Raw genomic sequence first — 22,985 nt, 5'->3', positions numbered from 1 at the left:
TCGAACTCGTCGAGACGCACGCCCAGCCGGAACTGCAGACGGTGGGGCCGTATCGGTACCGCCAAGGGCCGCGAGCTTGATGCCTGTGCTGCCTACTCCCTGGTCTGACTCTCTGTGCACGGCGTCCTGCCAGAGGTGATTCGGCTAGAGCCCGGTCTGTGCAACTCCGTACTGCGCCTGCTCATAGGTAAATCCCTCGTATACCAACTGATCGATCAGGCCCTGTCGCGAGAAGGAGGTGAAATCGAGGTAGGACTCCGCGGACAGCGCCGCCTGCTCGTTCCAGTCCGGCGACACGTAGTCCACGGCGAATGTTGCGTCTTCGGTCGAGTAGTCCTCGTACTCGAGTTGGTCGATCAAGCCTTGTCGGGAGAATGCAGAGAAGTCGAGATAGCTCTGCGCCGACCGTACAGCGTTCCTGTGGCCACCTGTCATTCCGCTCGTCGTCGCGGGCTCCGCCCTTGCCGGCGCGGCACTCTGCGGTTCGACCGTCACTGTGGCCGCAACCGTCACGGTCTCGGGTGGCAGCGTCACTGTCTCGACGGGTGCGACTGGCGTTTCGTGGGGTGTTGAAGTCTCTGTCGGGGTCGTCGACTTCGTCGTGACCGGAGCCTTCGCTACCGCACTCGACCGTGTCGTGGTTGTCTGGGCGTCAGAGTCATTGCCTGTGGATTGATCGGGAGAACTCACAGCACCAACAACGATGACGAGCACCGCGACGACGCCCACGACCCACGGCCACTTCTTGCGTTTGGAAGTGCCGGGCTCCGGGTCTGGTTGCGGCGCCGACATGTGGTCGGACGGTGTCGAGCTCGCCTCGGGCGAGTGAACGGCTGACGTCCATTGTTGCCCGTCCCACCAGCGCAGTTGTCCGGAGCCGTCGGGATCGGGAAGCCATCCAGCAGGTGTCGTCAAGGCTGTTCCTTGCTATGGGGGCAACCGCTTGGTGTTGCACATGAAGTTCGTGTCAGATCGTTTGCGACATAGTCGTTTCAGATCGAATCGTCGGTATCTCCGCGATCGGTTGGAACGTCGTCGATATGCGAGACAAGAGGCGCGGCGGTGTATGGAGGGTCAGTGGCGAAATGCCGGTCCCGGATGCACCCGTGCGTCGCAGAGGAAGTTGCTTACGGTCGACCGGGTGTTCGTGCCCGTGTCATTCGCGTCTACCCGACATCGTCACACAATGCGGGCTCAGGGACACCTGCGCATCCGATTCGATGAGCACCTACGCCCGTCGACCGCCGTGGCAGATTCGAGAATGGGCTACTCGGCGGCTCCTGTCGAAATGCGTCCGGCTGGAACCGGAACAGGCCCAGTAGTTTCCGGGATCTGCGGAAGCGGATGCAGGGGCGGCGAGAGCGCTGGAATCGTCGGCTTGATCGGTTCGTAGGCCGGCTTGGTATTGGCGGCGGGCGGTTCCCTGCCCTCGATCGTCGTGTACATCAAGGCAGCAGCGATTGCAGCCACTACAAGGAACGCCCAGAAGGCGATGTTGCGTCGGTCTCGCCTTCGGCTCGGCGTTCGAGAATGGTGCACCATGTCCTCGTCATCGGAAGCAATTATGAGGGCGTTACAAATTCTTTGTCATTTTTTTGGATGAATCCGTGAGTTACAGGTCTCACACGCCGGACGACTGCATCGGCGCAGGTGAATCGACCCGAAGGGGCCTTCCGAGCACTGATGATCCATTGCGACCCCCGTCGCCTCCTGCTGCTGCGTACCTGGTGACAAGTTCCTGTAACTGGGTGTTATAGATTCGCGGTTTCAGCTCTCACTCCAGGCGCCGCCGGGACGACCGCGGCGGAGGTCATGCGTGGGAGTGTGAACGAGCGGGCTCCCCTCGCAGTGGTATTCAGGGGTGCGTAGATCAGTACGCGTCGACGGCGCAGAGCTCCGGATCGGTGATGTAGCCGGCTTCGCACCCGTGCTGGGTCTGGATCTCGGCGGATGTCGGTGGCTCCCCGCAGCGTGTGCCGCATCGGTCGGCATTGGTAACGGGCGATCCATTGGGCCAGTAGCAGCCGGTTTCGTAGCACGAGTAGCCGCGATCAGACGTTGTGCCGACGGGTAACTGTGACTGGGCGTCAGGGTCCGGATAGGTAACGCCGGTATAGGGGTTGCGGCACACCTGCCCATCGCATTCGAAGGTGTTCGCTTCGCGTTCCTGTCGAAGGTACTCGTCCCCGCCGAGCTGATCGAAGCACCACTGCGAAAAGGCTTTGGTTCCGTCACTGAAGAGAGCAGGCCCGGGTGTTCCTTCGAGGCATTCGACAACGTATGGCTCGTCGGACGCCCGTTCGGTGGGTAACTCGTCGACAATCGGTACTTCGTCAGGGATTTCGCTCGGGGACGCCTCGACGGTGCCGGAGAGAGTCGGAGGTGGTGCCGACGTCGTGGTCTCCGCTGTCTGCGTGGGAGACGTCGTTGTTCTTGCGGGTGCGTCGTTACCGCCGTCATTGCTGCATCCCGCCAAGAACAGAGCTCCAGCGAATACCCAGACAGCGGCGGACTTCATGGAATTACCTCCGGCTGAGCTCAGTTGAGGACGGGACAGTCTGGTCGACTCGACATGGAATCGGCGGCTGAGAGCGTCCTGTTACCGCGCTGAACTCGAGCCTTGTCCGAACCAGGGACTGCGGCCGGGTGCCGTCGCATTCTGGGCAGATGGCGTGTCATCCGATCGAATTACATAGGCTGTACCAGTTCGTGATTTGTCGGCGCTAGGAAGTAGTCTGCAGCCATGACGACGAAATCCATGCCGAGATCGGGCCTCTCGCCCCTCGTCTTGCTCAGGCGGTAGTGGCGCTTGCGCCGAGCCTGATCGCCGTCGTCATCGCCACCGCTATCGCCATACTTGCTCGGAGTACGACATCTCCGATCCGCGACTGAATCTCCATTGAGCAAGTCTTGCGAATAGCCACTGCTGCCGCCCTGCATCCGTATCGGAGCGAAGGAAGCAGGGGGACTGGTGCTCGATTCTCGTAACTTTGGAATTGGAAGATAGGAAAGCATGAACAAGTTGATCACGTCCCTCGCCGGTGCTGCCACGCTTGCGGCGGGAGCGGCGATGCTCACCGCGCCGGTAGCGCAGGCGGTGACGGTCTCGAGCAGCACGGTCAAGTACGTGTTCTGCAGTGCGAACCCGAATGGCAATCACATCACCTACTACGACCGGTACGGCATGGCCGACAAGTACGTCACCTTGAACAACAAGGTCGACGCGAATACGTACTGCGCGGCCATCGAGGTCGGTATCGAATCCGGTTCCTACGTGTGGTCATCGATCGACAACGATGACTCGACCTATGTCCATGCCGCGATCTACGAGGTGCGCTACCCGCTGTTCTCAGGCAGTTCCGGTGCGGCACCGCAGTCCACCCTTGTGGCCCGCGATGAGAGCCGTGACCGAAACGGCGGATTCAACTACGCAATCGCGTCGTGATCGGGGGAGGGGCTTGACCACCTTGCCTTGATCCTGGAGACGTGTAAGCGTCTCCGCAGCCCGAACACGTCAGGATCTGATATCTGTTGTCTATGAGTGCGTCACCTGGATGGCATCCCGATCCTCGAGGCTTGCCGCAGCTGCGCTGGTGGGACGGAGTGCAGTGGACGTCGGCTGTCCATCCCTTCACTCCGGAGAGCGGTCAGCCGCCGGCGGATCTGCCGCCCGCGGGTCCGGTGTCGCCGCAGCAGCAGCGCATCACGCTGTTCAACGGGAAGAAGCGTGCCCAGGAGCTGCAGGCCGAGGTGGACCGCTTGCGCGTTCTCATCGATCGGATGGGCATTGGTGGGGTGGATGCGCTCGACGCCGAAACCGCCCGCCTGAACGATCAAGTTGCTGCCCTGCACGTCCAGCACGCTGATCTGAATGCGCAAATCGCGGCAGCGCGAGTCGAACTCGTCGAGACGCAAGACAAGCAGGGACTGCAGACGGTGGGCCTGTATCGATACCACCATCCAGCCGAGACGTCCGTTCAGCTCGAGGACGAACTCGCTCGCGTGCAGGCAGCAATCAAACAAGCTGTCCGCGACAAGACCGCGATCACCGCTACGTCGAACTTCACGTTCAACAATTCGGTAGCGCAGGGGCGAAAGTTCGTCGCGGACATGTCGAAGATCATGCTGCGCGCCTACAACGCCGAAGCTGAGAACTGCGTCAAGACGGTGAAGGCCGGAAACCTTGGTGCCGCCTCCGCGCGGTTGTTCAAAGCCTCCGAGCAGATCGCCCGCCAGGGCCAGATGATTGCTCTGCGTGTGACGGACCACTATCACCGTCTGCGACTGAGGGAACTCGAACTCGCGGCCGATGTGCATCAGAAGGTGCAGGAGGAGAAGGAAGCCGAACGGGCTCGTCGTGAAGAGATGCGTGAGCAGCGGAAGGCCGAGCAGGAGTTGGCTGCCGAACGCGCCAAGCTGGACAAAGAGTTGGCGCACTACCAGGCCGCACTGGCAGCTTTGGAGACCAATGGTGACAGTGCTGCGGCAGAACGCCTGCGGGCCAAGCTCGCCGACGTCCAGCACGCGATCGACGATGTGGACTATCGCGCAGCGAATATCCGCGCAGGGTACGTCTACGTCATCTCCAACATGGGTGCCTTCGGGATCAACATGGTCAAGATCGGAATGACACGGCGGCTTGATCCGATGGACAGGGTGCGTGAGCTCGGTGACGCTTCGGTGCCGTTCCGCTTCGATGTGCACGCGTTGTTCTTTTCCGAGGATGCGGTGACCGTCGAAGCGAAGTTGCACGAAGCGTTCGCCGAGCGGCGAGTGAACAAGGTGAATCCGAGGCGCGAGTTCTTCTACGCCACCCCGGATGACGTGCTCGGGACACTGCGTACGCATGTCGGCGAAGTGCTTTCGTTCACGGCCGAGCCTGAGGCAGAGGAGTATCGGGTCAGCATTGGGAAGAAGGACCCTGCGTTCTGACTGTGAAAGCACTCGTCCGCAGTGTTCGCGGCAAGTCATGACGCTCCGGAATCAGGCCGTCGCTGCGTTACTGACGCGTACCATCGGTGAGTTGTAGCAGGTGGGGCGCCTTCGCTTGTCGGTGTCCGTGCGACTGTCGATGTTGGTATCAGTATTCGATCATCGCGCGGCGCGCCTCGAGCGGCGGCATCAACGCCAACAGGCCCCGCGCCTCGGGCTCGGTCGGTATCAGCTGGACCAAAACCCGGGCGGGGTGGATCCTCTCTCTGCGTCCTCGACTCGTGCACTATTGGTGTTCGCAGTTGTTCCATCGCCAGCCTGGCACCGCCTGCCGATGCAATCGCAGCCGCGACGACCGCACCCAGCGGTGCCAGAACGCCGCTGTAGCGTTCGATCAGCCATTCCAACCAGATACCAACAACAAGGAGCACAATCAGTGCTGACGCTGAGGTGATCGCTTCGCCGACGGAAACCGAGAACCACAACCACACAACATCATTCACCGGTCGAGGCGGTAGTTCCGGACGTGCTCTCCTTATCGCCCAACCACTCATGAGCAGACCCACCACTGCACCGGTGTGGAATGCGATATCGCGGTTCATTCGGCGATCCTGTCACCGCCAGCGGGGTCGAGGTTGACAGCCGCGCGCGATCAGCCAGTTGGTAGATCCTCGATCCACCTGCGAATGTCTTCCATGACCCTTCGGGGGCGCGGCGCCGCCGAACGCACCCGAATCTCCCGATACCACGGGTCCTCGATCTCGAGGGTGGGCAGATCATCTTCCCGCAGACGCACCACCACACACCCTGCCGAAAGCAGGTCAAGGCTCTTGCGTTGGTCGACAAGAATCTTCGCGTCCCTGCGATGCCAGTACACGCCGTCATACTCGATCACCAACGTCGCCCCCTGATGGTCGACACTGATGTCCGTCGTCCAGGACCTGCGCGAGGTGAACGCTTCATCAGTCATGGTGATGCCGGAGCGGGCGTTACCGAAAACCTCGATCGCGGCGGCATGGTGCGCGACCTCGACACGCGATCTGCCTGACCGCCGCAACTCCGGGCATCCAGCGCTGCTGGACCGGTTGCCACCCTGCGACATGCGGATGTTGTAGCAGGTGGGGCGACGATCCTCACGGGAGATAGTGGCCGCAACAGTCTTCTGATCGCCGTGGGCGATGATTTCGAGTTCGACGAGTGCGCTGAGGCAGCGTTGCACTTGGCGCTCGCTCATGCGGGCGTATCCGGCGAGGGTGCGCACCGACGGGAAGGCACTTTTGCCCTGGCGTGACGCGTGGTTCGCCAACCCGAGGAGCACCAAGGTCAATGCCGGCGCCGATGGCATGCCAGGTGGGGTGGGGGAAGGAATAGCAGCGTGTTTGAGTGTCCAGGTGATCGCTTCGATACTCACGATGACACCTGCACATAGGTATGCTGACGCATGTTCGACTCCTATTCAGTCGGACATCCGGCCCGTCGCGATGCCAGTCGCGGCGGGCCTTCTGTTCAGTTATTCGCACACACGTTCGTCGCGTGTGGTTGATCATCTTGTCACCGGCGTTGGCAAGCGTCAACCACTCGGATGAAAATACCCAAGTCGCGGCCGTGACGCCCGACGCCTAGGATTGGCCCGGTCGGAATGTGTCTGTACGGCACATGACCGTAGGGTCTGCCTCATTTTTGCTGCAGTCTGCACGGCATCCTCCCCTCAGTCGTGCAGAGGACTCAACGGTGTGCCCACCACTTCACAGTTCTCCGTGAAGCGATCAAGCGAATAGCCGCCAAATGCCACGGCAGAGATATATGCAATCGAGGGGGTCGAGGACGGATTGAATAGCGTCGAAGCAAATGAAGATAGCGGTCTGGATGTCGGAGGTCCCAGCGCTTACGCCGCACAACGCATTCACGGAGTTGTCCAGTCGTATTCGTGGGGCTCCCGCAGTGCAATCGCTGAATTGATGGGGCGGCCTTGCCCTACAGACCTTCCCGAAGCCGAACTATGGCTGGGTGCTCACCCAAGCGGCCCGTCGATGCTGGAAACGGGCGTGTTGCTTTCGGATGTGATCGACAGGGCCCCGACGTCAGCACTCGGACCGAAATGTGTTGATAAGTTCGGACCTCGGCTGCCCTTCTTGTTCAAGGTGCTAGCTGCTGAGACTGCTCTGTCCCTCCAAGCCCATCCGACCCTCGACCAGGCACGCGCCGGTTTCGCTCGTGAGAATGCGGCAGGAATACCGATCAACTCGCCGACGCGTAACTACCGAGACGACAACCACAAACCCGAACTGCTCGTTGCGCTCACCGAATTCCACGCCCTGGCTGGATTTCGAGATGAAGACCGAACGCTTGCACTCTTGAGAGCCCTGGATTTGCCGGAGCTAGCCGAATCCGCACGGTTGTTGGTGAGAGGTGGCCTACGCGATCTGTTCGAAGGTTGGTTGAACCTCGGCGACGCTGAGTCACAGGGGCTCGTGGCGCTCGTGTTGGGGGCTTGTCGGAGATACATCGAGGGGTTCCCTGACGGTGACTTCGTGGATGAAGCGCAGATGGTGATCGACCTGGGCAAACAGTACCCGGGTGATCCGGGTGTGCTCGCCGCAATGCTCCTCAACCTGATCACGTTGCGTCCGGGCGAGGGAATCTACCTCGGTGCGGGTCACCTGCACGCATACCTGCGGGGCGCGGGCATCGAGATCATGGCGAACTCGGACAACGTCTTACGTGGTGGCATGACCACCAAGTACATCAATCGGAGTGAACTAGTCCGTGTTCTCCGGTTCGAGTCGGTCGCGCCACCGATTGTTCATCCGGAGCCTCTCGCGGGGCTCCAGAACGCCTGTGTATTGCAATACGCGACGCCGGCCTCCGAGTTCCAATTGCGTCGTGTCGAAATTGGTAGGTGCGGCGCCGGGGGATATTCGGTTGCTTGTTCATCGGCCGCAGGCCCGCAAATTCTGCTGTGTACGAGAGGTACATGCAGGATCGCAGTGGGTGGCGTGGAGACCACGGCGCCCGATTCAAGCTTCGAAGTGGCACAGGGCGAATCGATCTGGATTCCTGCAGGTGGAACAGTCACCATCTTCGCAGACGATAGCGATTCGCAGGTATTCATTGCGACGACCCCTTGAATGGCGCAAGCGAGTGGGGCGGTGATGGAGCAACAATTGCTCCTCAGCCGCCCCACTCGCTTGTTGGGTCTACCCTTACTTGTCGCCGCTCAGTTCGAGACGATTGGTGAGCCACTTCCGAAGCTCTGGCCCGTATTCGTCGCCGTTCAGTGCGGTGTCGATCGCAGCGCGCAGGTACCCGCCGGGATTGCCAAGGTCGTGACGGGTTCCGCGATGAACCACCACGTGGACGGGATGACCCTCTTCGATCAAAAGGGCGATCGCATCGGTCAACTGAAGCTCGCCGCCGGCACCGGGCTTGATGCGTCGGAGTGCGTCGAAGATCTGACGATCAAGCAAGTAGCGACCCGCAGCGGCGAGTGTAGAGGGAGCATCAGCGAGCAGAGGCTTTTCCACCATGCCGAGCACCTTCATCACATCCGCCTGAGCAACACCGGGGACCTCTTCGACGTGGAAGACTCCATACGAGCTCACTTGTGCCTTTGGGACGTCGATTGCACAGAGCACGGTCCCACCGCGTTCAGCACGAACCCGGGACATCGTCTCCAGAATCCCAGCGGGCTGGACCAAATCGTCGGGGAGGAGCACTGCGATCACGTCCTCGTCGTCGGCGAGGGACTGCTCGGCGCAGCCGACGGCGTGGCCGAGACCTAACGGGCGATCCTGAATCACAGATTCCACATTGAGCAGGCTTGACGACTTTCGGACCTTCTCGAGCAGTGTGTGTTTGCCTTTGGCTGCGAGGTGGCTCTCGAGGGCCAGGTCCTCGACGAAGTGTGAGACAACTCCGTGCTTGCCCGGGGCGGTGACGATGAGCAGTCGCGAAGCGCCTGAATCGGCCGCCTCCCCAGCGACCAACTCGATGCCCGGCGTGTCCACTACCGGCAACAGTTCCTTCGGAACAGTCTTTGTTGCGGGCAGGAATCGTGTGCCCATTCCCGCTGCTGGCACTACAGCAGTACGGAATGCTGTGTGCACTATCGCTTTTCCTTCCATTGTGGAACCTCGCCTCCCCTGTCGAGTTTGTGAAAGTTGTCCGGAAATCCTCTATTTGACTCATCAAGGCACGTCACCGAAATGTGATATGCGTCTCTTTCGGTAGAGATTGATTGCCTGTGTCGGCGAGATGGATGGGTTCCGGCCTGTGAAGTCTATGGCTGATTGCTTGAGTGCGCGAATCGGGTGTTGTTTCGAAAATGGCGGAAGCTCAGCGGTATTCCGTCAAAGGGGATGCCGCAGTTTCGTTGCTGTGGCGTCGGGTAACGCAAACTGCATCGCGAGTAGGGGGCGGTGAGTTCCGCGCCATCTGGACATCGGTTCAACCTGCTAACGGAGGTAAGTAACGTTACAGTCTCAATCGTGGGTGGCTCGGGCAGTGATGCTTCGAAGTGCTCACGCATAGACGCTCAATGCGACAGAGTGGGCGGTGTCTGACGCTGGCGCGTGACCGGGGAGGGTTGCGGCCGTGGGTCGTAACCGCCCTTGGACAGTAGGCATGTCTCGGGGAGGAGACAATCATGAGGGTTGGTTCACAGTGACCGCCGTCGGAGAGAAGCGGACATCCGCTTCGGAAGTCGATGCGACCAGCGCTGATTCGGTACGTGCGCTGGGGAGCGCAGACACCACCGGGACAAGACGGGCTTGGCAGGCGGCGTATGTGCGTCGCCTGTTCTGGACTGACGCAATAATTGTCACGCTGGCTGTCCTATTGGCGCACATCGTCCGGTTCGGCCACGAGAATCTGCTGACGATGGATCCGGTCAGCACGCTGAACTACACGCTTATTTCTGTAGGGATTGCCGTTGCTTGGCTGACAAATCTTCGTCTGTTCCGTACACGGTCGCGGCGAGTGATCGGCGCTGGTTACGACGAGTATCAACGGGTCGTGTCCAGCACACTGAGATTGTTCGGGTTCATAGCAATTGCCGCGCTTGTCTTCCAGCTCGAACTCGCGCGTGGCTACTTGGCGATTGCTTTGCCGGTCGGACTCTTCGGACTGCTGGTCAGCCGGTGGTTGTGGCGAAAGGCAGTGGCTCGGAAGCGCCGCCGCGGGGAATTCACTACTTCTGTACTGGTGGTAGGGGGTGCCCGTGCAGTTAGGCATCTGGGAAGTACTTTCGAGCGCAAATTCACCGACGGATACCGAGTTGTCGGAGTGTGTGTTCCAGCCTACTCAGGATCGGTGGGTGATGAGATCGACGTAGATGGTCGGTCGGTGCCGATCTTCGGCGACGAGCATTCGATCGTCGAGGCACTCAGCGCATCGGGTGCAGACACGGTTGCGGTGGCGGCTACCGAGACTTTGGGCCCTGAAGGCATCAAGGACTTGGTTTGGAAGCTTGATCCGCACGGCGTTGATCTAGTGGTTACGACCGGCGTTGTCGATGTGGCAAGCCCTCGTATCGAGATGCGGCCTGTTGCCGGGCTCCCGCTGATCCACGTAGAGAAGCCGAGCTATCACGGCGCCAAACGCAGTGGCAAGCGACTCTTCGACCTAGCCTTCTCCGCCGCGGCCATGCTGGTTCTCCTGCCACTCTTTGCAGTTGTGGCTGTTGCCATCAAATTGGATAACAAGGGCCCGGTGTTCTACCGGTCGGAAAGAATTGGCCTGGACGGTGAGCCGTTCGGGATGATCAAGTTCCGGTCGATGGTCACGAAGGCCGACGCGATGGTCGAGTCGTTGCTGGTGCAGAACGAGGGCGCCGGCCTGCTGTTCAAGATGCGCGACGATCCGCGCGTGACGCGGGTGGGCAAGGTGCTGCGCCGGTACAGCATCGACGAGCTGCCGCAGTTCATCAACGTGTTGCGCGGTGAGATGAGTGTGGTCGGTCCGCGTCCGCCGTTGCGTCGTGAGGTGGAGAACTACGACGGTCGCGTCAAGCGTCGTTTGTTGGTGCGTCCCGGTGTGACGGGTCTGTGGCAGGTCAGTGGCCGTTCGGATCTGTCGTGGGACGAGTCGGTGCGCTTGGACCTTTCGTATGTCGAGAATTGGTCGATGGTCTCGGATGTGTTGATTATCGGAAAAACTGTCAAGGCAGTGCTCGCGAAGGATGGCGCGTACTGATAGCGCAAGCTGGCTTCAGCCTTGCTGGCTTGGGAGCACGTGCCTTGGTGCGCTGCGGTTCTAATTGTTGGTTTGCAAAGCAACTGGATACGGCAGCGGTGACCAACAGGTGAAGTGATCAATACAGGGAGACTGAGCAAGTGACCCCATGGAGTATTTACGCAGTTGAATCCAGAAACGAAAACGATGTCCGCCGAGAGGAATGACTTGACTGAGGGAGCGCAACCAGTTTCGGGTCATGGTCCACCAACGCGTCTTAGCTGGATTGATTTCGCTCGGGGCGTCGCAATTCTGATGGTGGTATTCCATCATGCAGTGATTTTCGACGAGGCGATCGAAATCGGATCATCTATCGTGACCAAACTCGACAATCTGCTTGTCTCAGTCCGCATGCCGCTGTTCTTTGTGTGCGCTGGTCTCTTGGGCGCAAAGACGGTTGAACGTGGCTGGGGCACCACCTGGACGAAACGAATTGGCCTTTTTGTATGGATCTACGTCATTTGGTCCATGATCCGATTCGTCGTGTTCTCGGTGATTGACTGGCCGCTGGAGAGCAGCGAAGCCGGTACGGTATCTAGCCTTATTCAGTCGGCATGGTCCCCGTCCGGGACGCTGTGGTTCATCTATGCATTGGCGATATATTTTGCAGTTTCCCTGGCGACAGCGAGGATCCCTGCCTACGCGGTTCTCGCAGTATCGGGTGTAGTGTCTATTCTCTTCAGCTCATTCGTGACGACAGGTGATTACGAATGGGACAGCATCCTTACTTACTGGTTCTTCTTCGCAATTGCGCTGCGACTGCGGGGTCAAATCATCGCGACGGTATCGGGAATCGGTGGCGGTGGGACGATCTTTACACTCATCTTGTTAGCCCTGCTAACGGGAGGATCGTATCTACTAGACATCCAGGATTCGCCGGGCGTTCGGCTCTTAACCGGAATTTTCGCGGTCGCAAGCATGTTGTTTGTTAGCTGCTGGGTCACAAAATTGCTCAACACGCGGTGGCTACAGTCGATCGGTAGGCAGACTCTCCAGGTCTATTTGCTCCACTATTTCATTATTGCTGTGGCGGTCGTATACATGAGTGGGGCGCTTCGATCATTGCCAGCGGCTCCACTGGTTGTGGCCGTGTTGTTGACTACTGCTGCTACGCCTCTGTCGATCGGAGTTTATCGCCTGACGAAGAGGGTGCCGGGTTTGTACGCGGCACCCGAGTGGTTTGTCAGTGTCGGTCACAAGGCTAAGGCTGCCGATCCCTATGAGCAGGAGATACGTGGTTAGCCCTTTGGGATTGCAAGGAAACTCTATTTGCTGTTGGGGCAAAAGCCTTTAGTTTCTACTCTTACCTATTTATTCAAGACAGTGCGACCAGATCACGATCAGACCTCGGAGAGCTAATGACTTGCCGCATCGCTGTATTCGGGACAGGCTACCTTGGAGCCACTCATGCTGCCTGCATGGCAGAACTTGGGCATGAGGTAGTCGGTGTGGATGTGGATTCTGCGAAACTCGCGAAACTGGAATCCGGTGAGTTGCCATTCTACGAACCCGAGCTCGCCGAATTATTGCAGAAGAACATCAAAGATGGAAGACTTCGATTCTCGAGCTCGTATGCAGATGCCGCTGATTTCGCGGATGTTCACTTCATTGGAGTAGGTACACCCCAAAAACGTGGAGAATTTGGTGCCGACTTGACGTACGTGAATTCGGTCATCGAAGAACTTGCGCCGCTCCTGTCGAGGCCTGCAGTGATATTCGGCAAGTCGACAGTCCCGGTCGGAACCGCAATGAAGCTCGCGCAGCGAGTAAAGCAACTTGCCCCAGCAGGTGTAGATGTAGAAGTTGCTTGGAATCCGGAGTTCCTCAGGGAGGGCTTTGCCGTAGCCGACACCCTTCACCCCGACCGGATCGTTTTGGGAACGGATAAGTTTCGCGCGGGTCGTGCTGAAGAGGTTGCGCGAAAGGTCTATGAGCAGCCCTTGGCCGAGGGTATTCCGTTTCTGGTCACGGATCTTTCCACTGCGGAACTGGTCAAGACGGCAGCAAACGCGTTCCTTGCGACCAAGATCTCTTTTATCAATGCCATGTCCGAGGTGTGTGAGGCTGCGGGGGCGGACGTTTCTTTCCTCGCCGATGCGATTGGGTACGACGCGCGGATCGGCCGCCGTTTCCTCAACGCCGGAATTGGATTTGGTGGGGGATGCCTTCCCAAAGATATTCGTGCCTTTATGGCAAGAGCGGGTGAAATTGGTGCCGATGAAGCGCTGACATTTCTGCGCGAGGTCGATAACATCAATATGCGACGCCGCACTCGGATGGTAGAGATTGCGAGGCAGTCAACAGGTGGTTCACTTATCGGTGCCCGTGTCGCAGTGCTGGGGGCGGCATTTAAACCCGACTCTGATGACGTACGTGATTCACCGGCTTTGAACATTGCAGGTCAAATCCAATTGCAGGGTGCTTCGGTCAGCGTTTTTGACCCTAAAGCAATGGATAACTCGCGCAGGATCTTCCCTACGCTTAACTACGCGACAAGTGTGGAGGAGGCGTGTGAGGGCGCGGATGTTGTGTTGGTTCTAACTGAGTGGCGCGAGTTTCGGGACCTTGAGCCCAATGAGATCGCTGGAGTGGTTCGACGGAAGCAGGTGATTGACGGCCGCAACTGTCTTGATCCTCAGAAATGGCGGTCAGCTGACTGGTCCTATCGCGCATTGGGTCGTCCCTGATGAAACAATCCGTCAAGGACGTAATCGCGAGGGCAGGTTCTCACGTGGTGGAAGCGGAGGAGAGATGACTACGAATTGCGGACCTACCCGGAGGCTACTGCTGGCAGCCTCGACAGGAGGACATCTTGAGCAATTGGTTCGCCTGGCTCCTTCTCTTGGTGCCTCTGATGATTCCCTGTGGGTGACATTTGACTCACCGCAAAGTAGGTCCCTTTTGGAGGGCAAACAGGTACTCACAGTGCCCTACATCGCACCCCGTGATTTCAGACGCACGATTGAGGCTTTCCAGATCGTCAGGAATCGGCTGAAAACCACTGGATCCGACTTCGACGAGGCCGTGAGCACCGGCGCCGCGCTCGCGCTCGCGGCGTTGCCAGCGGCTAGAGTCGCGGGGATATCGACACGCTACATTGAAAGCGTCTCCCGCACAGATGGCCCGTCTCTTAGTGGCAGAGTTCTTCATGCACTGCGGTTTAGCGCCTTGGAAGCTCAACATGCAGGGTGGGCCACTGGCCGTTGGAAGCATCGTCCGAGCGTTATGAGTACTTACCGTGCGGTTGAGCGCACGCAGATTGCCAGTAATCCTAAAATTTTCGTAACACTTGGAACGATCAAACCCTATCGATTTGATTCGGCTGTCGATGCTGTTCTTCGTACTGGGCTGGCAAATGATGAGACTGTGTGGCAACTGGGATCAACAACACGTGAGGGACTTCCCGGGATCATATATGAAACAGTTGAAAACGACCACTTTGAATCCTTGGTCAAAGACGCTGATGTCGTAATCACACACAGCGGTGTGGGATCGATATTGAAGATACTGGGGCTTGGGAAATATCCCGTTGTGCTTCCGCGTGACAAGTCGCGAGGAGAACACGTGGACGACCACCAAATGCAGATCGCAAACCTTGTGTCGCAGTCTGCAATATCGACCGCTGTCGACCCGCTTAAGTTGACACGCGACGACGTACTTGATGCGAGTTCGCGCCGTGTGGTGGATGAAGGTGTTGGGAATTGATTATCAGTTGGATACGGTATCACGGCCGCAGTGACGGAATTGCGCGTGAGCTTGGGATGGAACCGGTATTTTTGCCAGCGGATATCGCGGCTAAGCCGATTTTAGTCAAGTACCTTTACGCTGCCATATTCACCCGTCGCATTTTGCGGGAAAGGAATCCTTCGACCGTAATAGTAATGGCGCCGCCAGCTCCAGCTTTCCTGGTCGCCCTCTTGTTTAAAGGGACGAAGACTCGGCTCATCGCGGATCTCCATACTGGATTCTTCAGCGATCCGAAGTGGTCATGGTTTACCAAAGCGGGACTACGTCTTATGCGGGGGCGGCTTGCGATTGTGACGAACCGACCGCTGGCAGAACTCTGTCGTAAGTCAGGGGTTGATGCAATTGTTCTGCACGATATTCTTAAGGTCGGGGAGTATATGGACGCAGATTCCCAGGTGGAACCGTATATTCTCTGTCCTCTGAGTTACGCTAACGACGAACCGATTGCGGCTCTCCTTGAATCAGCCCGGCTCACACCGAAGCTGAAATATGTATGGACGGGTAAAGCCCCAGAAAGAGTCATGGCCTCAGCGCCCCCGAACGTTAGCTTCTCGGGCTATGTCGATGTCGGGGACTACGAGCGGATATTGAGTGATTGTCTCGGGGTCGTTGCTGTTACGGACCGGGACCACACTATGCAGCGCGCGGGGTACGAGGCTTTAATGGCAGGTAAGCCCCAGGTGACAGCAGATTTCGCCGTCCTCCGTGAGTTCCTAGGGGAGGCTGCGTTATATGTGGAACCTCACGACCCTCAGGCCTTGGCGGAGGCGGCCACTCAGCTTGCGAACCGCAGAGCCGAGTTTTCACGCATTGTCGAGTCGACTTTGCGTCAACGTGTTTCCGAGCAAAGTGAGTCGCTCGACGAGCTTCGGAGGCTGTATGCGTCTTAGACTCGCTCCAGTTTGGATCCCAGCATCGCGCGTCAGCCCTTGTGAGGAGCACGGAAGATGTCCATGGTGAGTAAGCTTCGTAGCCGTGCGAAGCGATCAACCAAAATCAAGAACATGCACTCGTTGTACCTTGTGACAGATGCATATCTCCACGATGCGCGTCGGTTCATACGTTCCTCGGGCCTGTTCCGTTCTCGGGACTTGACTGTCCTTGAGTCCCATATCGTTATGGACTTCCATCGGGTTGAGAAAGGACTCACGCTACCGTCCCCCCGCCCATGGTTTGGGCGTGAGACAGTTGAGCGTCTCCTCGCAAACTGTGCCGAGTACGCCGGCAACAGTCAGCACGACGAGGGGATACTTTGCGGAGCGCTTGGAGCGCTTGACGCCTATCGGGTCGCATTCGAGGACGAACCGATTGACTGGTGGAATCTTGTCGAACCACAGTTCCGCGGCCTATCCACGAGCAGGCTAACGGATGAAAAGCTCCATTCCCAGGTGGTTGGTGGAACCGAGGCGCTGGTCGTGGATAAGAACACCGGGGTCTGGAATTTCGACGTCTTTGCGCGGAACCGGAGTAGCGTACGGAACTTTAGTTCAGAGTTAGTGTCGACATCTGATCTTGAGTCTGCGATCTCGGTTGCTCAAACTACCCCTAGCGTCTGCAATCGGCAGGCTGCCCGTGTGCGGGCTTTCGAACGAGGCGACTTTACCGAACTTATCCTCCAGACCCAGAATGGGAATCGAGGTTTCGGACATACTGCAAGTCACGTTCTGGTAGTCACGGCGGATCTTGACGCATTCGTCACTCCAGGCGAACGGAATCAAGGCTTCATCGATGGCGGCATGTTCGCAATGTCGTTGATCTACGCGCTGCAAGGGGGTGGTATCGCAAGCTGTCCCCTGAATTGGAGCACTGTGCGAAGACAGGACCGTAGGCTGCGGAGCTTGATTGATCTTCCGGACAACGAGGTCATCATTATGTTAGTCGCGATCGGGTACCCAGTTGATGGAGCCATCGTCACTGCATCCCCGTTACGCGATATCGATCGGGTGAGGTTGTCGGGCCGAAGCGCAAACCATCAAGTCTCGGCTGGTTGAATCGTGACGGACCAGCGTACTACCCATGGTTCTCCGACAAGTGTGTCGGTAAGAGCGAGTGAATCGAGACGTGACCGCGTTGGACTTCTTGCATTCGCACTGGCGCTGATTCCGACAGTTTCGGGAACTGCCAGGGGGCTTATCGTCCCAGGGTTACGTCTATCGGAATTTGTGGCACTCAGTGTTTGTGCGTACCTAGTGCTCAGTTTGAATAGAAGGTTGCGGATCGGGGGTTCAATATTTTGGACGCTCCTCGCCTTCTCGGCTGTCACTGCAACGATTGTGGCGGCCCATTGGTTTAATTCTTCAGACTTGGGCCCTCAAGACTTCCTTGCGTTTGGGTTCGGCCCCTTGGTGTTGCTGATCGCTTATATTGCTGCATACGGAGCAGGTGCCGCGTGGTCGGGGCTGCTGAAAAGAGTCATCAAATACCTGCTCCTCATGGCATCGCTTATGGGAATTCTTGGATTCCTTCAGGTGGCAGATGTACCAGGCGCTCGCCAATTTGCATCGAGCCTGACAGGAAATAAGACAATTGTCGATATTCCGGATTGGAAAGTTCCGAGAGCAATCGGAATATTTCATGCGTGGCATGCGTATGCGAGTTACATGGCTCTATGCTTGATAATCTCTGTCGCGTTTCTAGCGTATGGGGTGAGCTTATTTCGTAGTCGTTGGATTCTTCCCGCCTGTTCGTTATGTATCAGTATGGGCCTGATCTCGTCAATGACTTTTGGGATGATTGGTCTCGGAGCGGCGGGTGCCGGATATTTGCTCTTGAAGAACCGGAAATTCCAGGCTTTTTTCTTGGGTTGTGTGCTGGTGGTGATAGGTGTGGGTGCGAGCTCCATCACCGGTATTTTGAGCGAACGACTTAGCCGACAAGAGACGGTTACGACGGAGTACAGTTTCCTTCCTCAGACGGTGGCATTTCGAGTAGTCGTCTGGACGCGCGACTACCTCCCGCTGATTTCTGACAACCCGTGGATTGGCTACGGCCCCATCCGCGAATCGGATCGCGTATTTGCATATGTCGAGTCAATGTATCTTTTAGTGCTGGTCACCACTGGTATAGTCGGGTTTATTGCATTTTTGATATTGCTTGCGAACATGGTCATTGGTTTATCTCGGCGAATTCGCGAGACGTCCGCCGAGTCGAACGCTGTCGTGTTCGTATCCGGAAGGGCGATACTCGTCTTTCTGATTGGCCTAGTTGGAATGATGTTAATTCATCCATATCTCAACGACGCTGGCTCGTCGGAATTGCTTGTAGTGTTGGTTGGCATCATGATGGGTGCTGAATTTCTTCCTGATCGACCATCGTCAATTCGGTCCGGCGGAACGGATTCAGTGGAAATTCCAGACGTTTCAAGGACGCGTAATTGAGCCTATTGGCGAAGGCTATTAAAGGGGGTCGCCGGATTGGCTGGTCGGCGGCGGCGCAAATTGCGTCGAACGGGTCAAATTTTATTCTAACAGTCCTCATCGCACGCGCCCTTGAAGTGCAGTCGCTTGGCCTATTTGCAATACTCATGTCGGTGAATGGGTTTGCTATTGGCATCGTTCGGGCCTGGACCAGCGAACCGATGATTTTCAAAGAGGCCTCGATTCGACGGTTGCGGTCGGAGGCACGTCGTTCTGCATCCTTGGCGATGGCCAGCCTTGCCGGCGCCTGCATCGGATTCTTGGCAGGTCTGACGATATATCTAGTTTCTGGTGATGAGTGGTTGGCGCTAGCCTTCGGTGTATCGCTGCCCTTCTCGATTGCACAGGATTCGGTTCGATTTTCCCTCGTCGATGCGGGTAAAGCATCCCATGCCTTTGTCGCAGAGGTTCTGTGGTTGTTGACGGAAGTCTTGATCATTCTGTCGTTTCCAAAGACCATGCCATTTGCAGCCTATGTTGGAGCGTGGGGTGCAGGGGCAGCGCTGAGTGTGGGATTCGGATATTGGCGATTGCGGCCCCGGTTATCTATTAGGCTGATTGGCAGCTGGATACGTTCGGTCCGGAACGTTGGCTCTATCTATGCCGTTGACTATCTCGCAGCAGGGGGGCTCACTGCCGGTGTCACTTTCATTGTGTCTGCGATAGCTGGTCTGGAAGCTGCAGGCTGGTTGCGTGCTGCTCAGATGTTGTTGATGCCATTGTCGGTGTTTACCTTGGGAATGAATTTTGCTTTGGTGCCCGAAGTGACCCGATATGCATCCAATGGTGATGTGAGGTCTATGAAACGGCTACCGGTCTTATATGGGCTCGTAGTACTCGCTATCTCTATTGTATGTGTGACGGTGTACCACTTCGTTCCGCACACAATTATTGTGCAACTGATGGGCGATGCTGCGATTGGTGGCATGGAAGTACTTCCGTATGCAGCAGTCGCGCTGGCAGTGTCGGCAATAAGCGTTGGTCCAGGTCTGGTTCTGCGCGCGGTAGGAAGAGTGCGTGCGTCGATGTTGATTAAGGTCGTGGCTGCACCGATTACATTATTGGCGGTTGCAACTGGGGCGAGCTTTGGAGGTGCCGTTGGCTCGCAGTGGGGCCTTGCGGGTGGAACGGCGCTTCGAGGTACATGGTCGTGGGGTTTGATGTTGACGTCGACTTCGTCAAGGCCGAAGAAGCAAGTGGAGGGAATTCGATGAATATAATTGGGTTCATTAAGGGCGAACTGAAGCGAATCATGGGCACCAACATGTTCGCTTTGGGAGTTTTGGTCGTGGACGGTTTGGCTGCGCTCCCGGCGAGGGTTGGTAGGCGCAGGGAGGAGAAGGAGTTCCGTACCTGTGTCGTTGCTGCACCCGGCAATGGGAATATTGGTGACCAGGCGCTTCTGGAGACTTGCCTGGATCGGGCGGGTGAGGGGAAAGTGGCAGTTGTTATGGGAAGCCATGACTCCTTGGCGATTCCCGAGCGGTACATGCCGAACGTGTCTGTTTTCGAGAACAGAGATCTAATTTATTCGTTGGGCTGGCGGCGGTTAATTGCCATTGTTGGATTCGCCCGCTTATCTGTGAGAAGTGATCGGGTTTGGGTTATTGGAGCAGATACAATGGACGGTGCATATAATCGACTGGCTTCGATTTCTCGATTTTCATTGGCGCGGATTGCGTCGGTTCTAGGTGCGGACTCAAGGATCCTTGGCTTCAGCTGGAATGGCTCTGCGGTCGATTCGAGTGTCCTGGCTGCTCGTCGAGTAGAAAAGCGGGTGCAGCTTTGGGTACGTGACCCGATCTCACTGACGAGGATTCATGCGGATGGGGTCGAGAGAGCCCAGTTATGTGCGGACATTGTCTTTGCTCGGACCTCGCCAGCCCAGGTGGACGGTTCGATCAAAGAATGGATGGACTCCCAGGTTAAGGATGGTCGGCGCGTCGCAGTTGTCAATGCGAGTGGATTGATTGCCGAACAGTTTGATCAGGTTGGAGAGTACAAGAAGGTGCTCGACTACCTGCTCACATCAGGTTGGAGTGTCGTCCTCCTCCCACATGTTTCGCGCCCGGGGAACGATGATATCGAGGAGTTGACTCGCCTTTGTTCCGAGGTTTCAAGCGATCGGATAATAAAGGTCGATCGGCTGTTGGAGCCCGATCAGGTACTCGGCGTTGTTCGCGATGCGTCTGTCGTTGTTACGGGCAGGATGCATCTGGCGGTTCTGTCGATCCTTGGTGGTACTTACCCTATTACGATTGCTACACAGGGCAAGGTTGAGGGTCTATATGAGTCGTTACGCCTGCCGGAGCTCTGCATTGAACCCGAGGGCGGGTGTGGCGGAAGGATCGTCGAGGTCTTGCTTGAGCTTGACCGTAATTCTGTACTCAGCGGGATGATTCCGGGGGCTGATGTCGAGGAGTTGCGTGGTCGAGCAGAACTTGCCTTTGCCTGACGAGATCGTAGCTTGGACGTTGCTTTGGGGCATTTCTCTCGTGGTTGCTGCGATCGATTTTTTTTCGCGCCAGGAGCCCTCCTGTGGCGGGCCGTGCTTTGCTTCAGTCAGCCGTAAAGCTTGTGCGGTGGTGAGGTTATCTGCATTCTAGTCTTCGTGTGGAGTCGACAGGAGCGACCGAACGCGCTGGAGTGGTGGTGTTTGGTTGCTCTTGCTGTCTGACACCCTGACGATCACCTCTAGGTCGAGGTTCGTGACTCGGTCAGCAGTTGGATCTTTTTGCGTGGTCGGGCCAATGCCGCGATATTTAGTTGCACACGGGCACGTTGTCGGTGACCTTCGGTTCGTCGACGAGCGGCTGAAGTGGTATGCGCGCCGCGCCTGCAGCTGTGGGTTCAGTGAGTTCGTAAACGATTTCAACTGTCTCGCCCTGAGGGATGGGGACCTGTGCGTTAAACATTGGATGTCCAATTTCGGTGCTATTGAAGACGAAGTTAGACATGCCGTTGACCGTCGACTTCTTCAGTTTCGCGCCCTGGGTGGCAAGAAGCGCGACATCAGCGAGGTTCGTACCGGCCGGCGCACCTGTTGGGTTGTCGAACATTCCCACCACATAGTCGGTGTAGTCGCCCGGTGGAAGATTGTTGGTCAGACGCACAGTTACGGTCGAGTCGCGTGTTTCGCCTTCGCATGATCCGGCGGTGTACTCGACCTCACGCTCCAGATAGTAGTCGAGTTTGTTGCCGCCAAGATTATTGATCACCACACCTGCGTATGGGGCAGGATCATTAGGGACGACGTGGCCCAACGCGGTGCCAGCGAGTGTTTCTTGTTCGTCAGGGACGGAACTCCACACGGAGAGACGGCCTTCACTCGCGGCTCGTCCAAGCGCTTCAAGAAGGGCCTGCGGCTTTGAGATAGTGCCGGTCAATTTGTCGACGACTGTCTTGGCGACCATCTCAAGGTAAGCCTTGCGTGCTGGTTTGTCATCGCCAAAACGGGAATATGCGGTCGATTCGGTCAATTCGACCACGTTGTCTGCCGTGATCTTCTCACCGGTCGGCAGCGTTACATCACCGACTACTTCGAGGACGTAGCTCAGCGCGACAGGGTCGGTCGCGATGGCCCCATCCACGCGCTCGCCGGTTTCCTGCTCCCACATCGACTGCCAGATCTGGCCGGCGTAGGGGAAGTGTGAACTGACGTTGCTGTTGCGGAAGTCCTGGGTGGCACGGCTGTGGCCGTAGGCCTGCTTGAAATCAGGTCCGAGATCGATGGGGGCGTAGTCGAAGGTGAGCTCGCGATTGCTGGCGACATCGTCGATGCTCACGGCGCCGTCGTTCGCCTGGGCCACCGCAAAGCCGCCCAGTAGCCCGCCCGTCCCACGTGCCTCGGCGTTGGTCTGGAACCCGATGAAGTAACTGCGCGGTCCATCCGCACCCAGCATCGCGGGTGCAATCTGCGCTGCGGTCGACGTATTGTTCAGCAGGCCAGACAATTCGGACACTTGGTCTTGAAGGTCCAGGCGTGCGTCGTCGATCAGTCCGAGATATGTGCTGTCGACCTCCTGTGCCTGCGCGTCGAGGTCTGTAATCGCGGCGGACGTAGTTTCGAGTACCGGCGCCGCGTCGCGAAGAGCTGCGAGATTGATCCGCGCACCGTCGAGGATCAACTGATCCGGAGATACCGCACTACCGGCATCGACCGCGGGAAGTAGCACATCGTGTGTGAGACCGCTCACAATCGTGGTCATTTGACGTGTCGTATCGAAAGGGCTGCCCAGCCATGGAACGGCGCCGGCCACGCGCCATGGGGCTGAATCGACAGCTCCCTGCGCGTCCTGTGCGTAACGGTTGGCGTCGCCGGCTGCGCGAGTTGCCGTGTCGGTATCACCCGACAGCAGGGCATCTTTCGCTTGCATTGCGAAATCCTGAGCCTTCTCTAGACTCGACTTCGCCTGGAGGCCTTCGTATCCGAGCCATCCAAAAAAGCAGACGACCACGAGAACGCCGACACCGCTGCCGATCTGCACGCGCAGCCGCTTCTTGCGGCGTGCTGCGATCTCCTCGTCGGACAGGCGTCGACGGACCTTGCGTCGACGCCGACCTGACGAATCTGACTCACCGGTAACATTGTTCACGCGGCCTGTGCCCCCTTCGTGTTCTCCGCCGGAACGATAACCGACATCGAGTTGGCCGTCCGTT

General features: G+C 57.7%; 17 protein-coding genes. 12 read left to right on the top strand and 5 right to left on the bottom strand.

What is annotated here, in order from left to right; genetic code table 11:
* Nucleotides 1-144: 144 nt before the first annotated feature.
* Nucleotides 145-915, bottom strand: a complete 771-nt coding sequence (locus Q7514_RS23060; protein ID WP_330135586.1) for an Ltp family lipoprotein — start codon at nucleotides 913-915, stop codon at nucleotides 145-147.
* A gap of 955 nt (nucleotides 916-1,870) precedes the next feature.
* A complete protein-coding gene (locus Q7514_RS23055) occupies nucleotides 1,871-2,518 on the bottom strand; it encodes a hypothetical protein (RefSeq protein WP_330135585.1) in 648 nt (215 codons plus the stop codon).
* Between the two features lie 495 nt (nucleotides 2,519-3,013).
* On the opposite strand from Q7514_RS23055, the gene Q7514_RS23050 reads away from it, so the two are divergent.
* Complete coding sequence (locus Q7514_RS23050) at nucleotides 3,014-3,445, top strand: hypothetical protein (protein ID WP_330135584.1); 432 nt, start codon at nucleotides 3,014-3,016, stop codon at nucleotides 3,443-3,445.
* A gap of 92 nt (nucleotides 3,446-3,537) precedes the next feature.
* Entirely contained in the window at nucleotides 3,538-4,932 is a 1,395-nt protein-coding gene (locus Q7514_RS23045) for a DUF4041 domain-containing protein (RefSeq protein WP_330135583.1), read from the top strand.
* Nucleotides 4,933-5,584: 652 nt separating this feature from the next.
* Here the strand turns inward: Q7514_RS23045 and Q7514_RS23040 are convergent.
* On the bottom strand, nucleotides 5,585-6,343 hold the full coding sequence (locus Q7514_RS23040; protein ID WP_330135582.1) for a helix-turn-helix domain-containing protein: 759 nt from the start codon (nucleotides 6,341-6,343) through the stop codon (nucleotides 5,585-5,587).
* A gap of 451 nt (nucleotides 6,344-6,794) precedes the next feature.
* On the opposite strand from Q7514_RS23040, the gene manA reads away from it, so the two are divergent.
* Nucleotides 6,795-8,060 (top strand): mannose-6-phosphate isomerase, class I, encoded by a 1,266-nt coding sequence (gene manA / locus Q7514_RS23035; protein ID WP_408016168.1) that lies wholly within the window; start codon nucleotides 6,795-6,797, stop codon nucleotides 8,058-8,060.
* A gap of 75 nt (nucleotides 8,061-8,135) precedes the next feature.
* On the opposite strand, the gene Q7514_RS23030 is transcribed toward manA, so the two are convergent.
* A complete protein-coding gene (locus Q7514_RS23030; protein ID WP_330135581.1) occupies nucleotides 8,136-9,056 on the bottom strand; it encodes a UTP--glucose-1-phosphate uridylyltransferase in 921 nt (306 codons plus the stop codon).
* 499 nt (nucleotides 9,057-9,555) lie between these two features.
* Between Q7514_RS23030 and Q7514_RS23025 the strand changes: the two genes are divergently transcribed.
* From Q7514_RS23025 to Q7514_RS22990, 9 genes are all read left to right on the top strand, one after another.
* Nucleotides 9,556-11,124, top strand: a complete 1,569-nt coding sequence (locus tag Q7514_RS23025) for a sugar transferase (RefSeq protein ID WP_408016164.1) — start codon at nucleotides 9,556-9,558, stop codon at nucleotides 11,122-11,124.
* Between the two features lie 186 nt (nucleotides 11,125-11,310).
* Nucleotides 11,311-12,405 carry an acyltransferase family protein gene (locus Q7514_RS23020; RefSeq protein ID WP_330135624.1) on the top strand — a complete coding sequence of 365 codons (1,095 nt, stop codon included), beginning with the start codon at nucleotides 11,311-11,313 and terminating at the stop codon, nucleotides 12,403-12,405.
* Nucleotides 12,406-12,521: 116 nt separating this feature from the next.
* Complete coding sequence (locus Q7514_RS23015; protein ID WP_330135580.1) at nucleotides 12,522-13,850, top strand: UDP-glucose dehydrogenase family protein; 1,329 nt, start codon at nucleotides 12,522-12,524, stop codon at nucleotides 13,848-13,850.
* Between the two features lie 238 nt (nucleotides 13,851-14,088).
* Nucleotides 14,089-14,868: a glycosyltransferase gene (locus Q7514_RS23010; protein ID WP_330135579.1), complete on the top strand. Its 780-nt coding sequence runs from the start codon at nucleotides 14,089-14,091 to the stop codon at nucleotides 14,866-14,868.
* A 56-nt stretch (nucleotides 14,869-14,924) separates the two neighbouring features.
* Nucleotides 14,925-15,800: a glycosyltransferase gene (locus Q7514_RS23005; RefSeq protein ID WP_330135578.1), complete on the top strand. Its 876-nt coding sequence runs from the start codon at nucleotides 14,925-14,927 to the stop codon at nucleotides 15,798-15,800.
* 57 nt (nucleotides 15,801-15,857) lie between these two features.
* Complete coding sequence (locus Q7514_RS33250) at nucleotides 15,858-16,901, top strand: nitroreductase family protein (RefSeq protein ID WP_408016163.1); 1,044 nt, start codon at nucleotides 15,858-15,860, stop codon at nucleotides 16,899-16,901.
* 312 nt (nucleotides 16,902-17,213) lie between these two features.
* Nucleotides 17,214-18,287: an O-antigen ligase family protein gene (locus Q7514_RS23000; protein ID WP_330135577.1), complete on the top strand. Its 1,074-nt coding sequence runs from the start codon at nucleotides 17,214-17,216 to the stop codon at nucleotides 18,285-18,287.
* The gene (locus Q7514_RS22995; RefSeq protein WP_330135576.1) at nucleotides 18,284-19,540 is read left to right on the top strand and encodes an MATE family efflux transporter; all 1,257 of its coding nucleotides are present in this window, start codon (nucleotides 18,284-18,286) and stop codon (nucleotides 19,538-19,540) included. Before Q7514_RS23000 ends, Q7514_RS22995 begins: the two co-directional genes overlap by 4 nt.
* On the top strand, nucleotides 19,477-20,781 hold the full coding sequence (locus tag Q7514_RS22990) for a polysaccharide pyruvyl transferase family protein (RefSeq protein ID WP_330135575.1): 1,305 nt from the start codon (nucleotides 19,477-19,479) through the stop codon (nucleotides 20,779-20,781). The genes Q7514_RS22995 and Q7514_RS22990 overlap by 64 nt, the downstream gene beginning before the upstream one ends.
* A gap of 307 nt (nucleotides 20,782-21,088) precedes the next feature.
* On the opposite strand, the gene Q7514_RS22985 is transcribed toward Q7514_RS22990, so the two are convergent.
* On the bottom strand, nucleotides 21,089-22,921 hold the full coding sequence (locus Q7514_RS22985; protein WP_330135574.1) for a DUF4012 domain-containing protein: 1,833 nt from the start codon (nucleotides 22,919-22,921) through the stop codon (nucleotides 21,089-21,091).
* Nucleotides 22,922-22,985 lie beyond the last annotated feature (64 nt).

This window comes from Rhodococcus artemisiae (genome assembly GCF_036327795.1).
Taxonomy (GTDB): domain Bacteria; phylum Actinomycetota; class Actinomycetes; order Mycobacteriales; family Mycobacteriaceae; genus Rhodococcus; species Rhodococcus artemisiae.
This window is presented reverse-complemented; position numbering and strand designations above follow the sequence as displayed.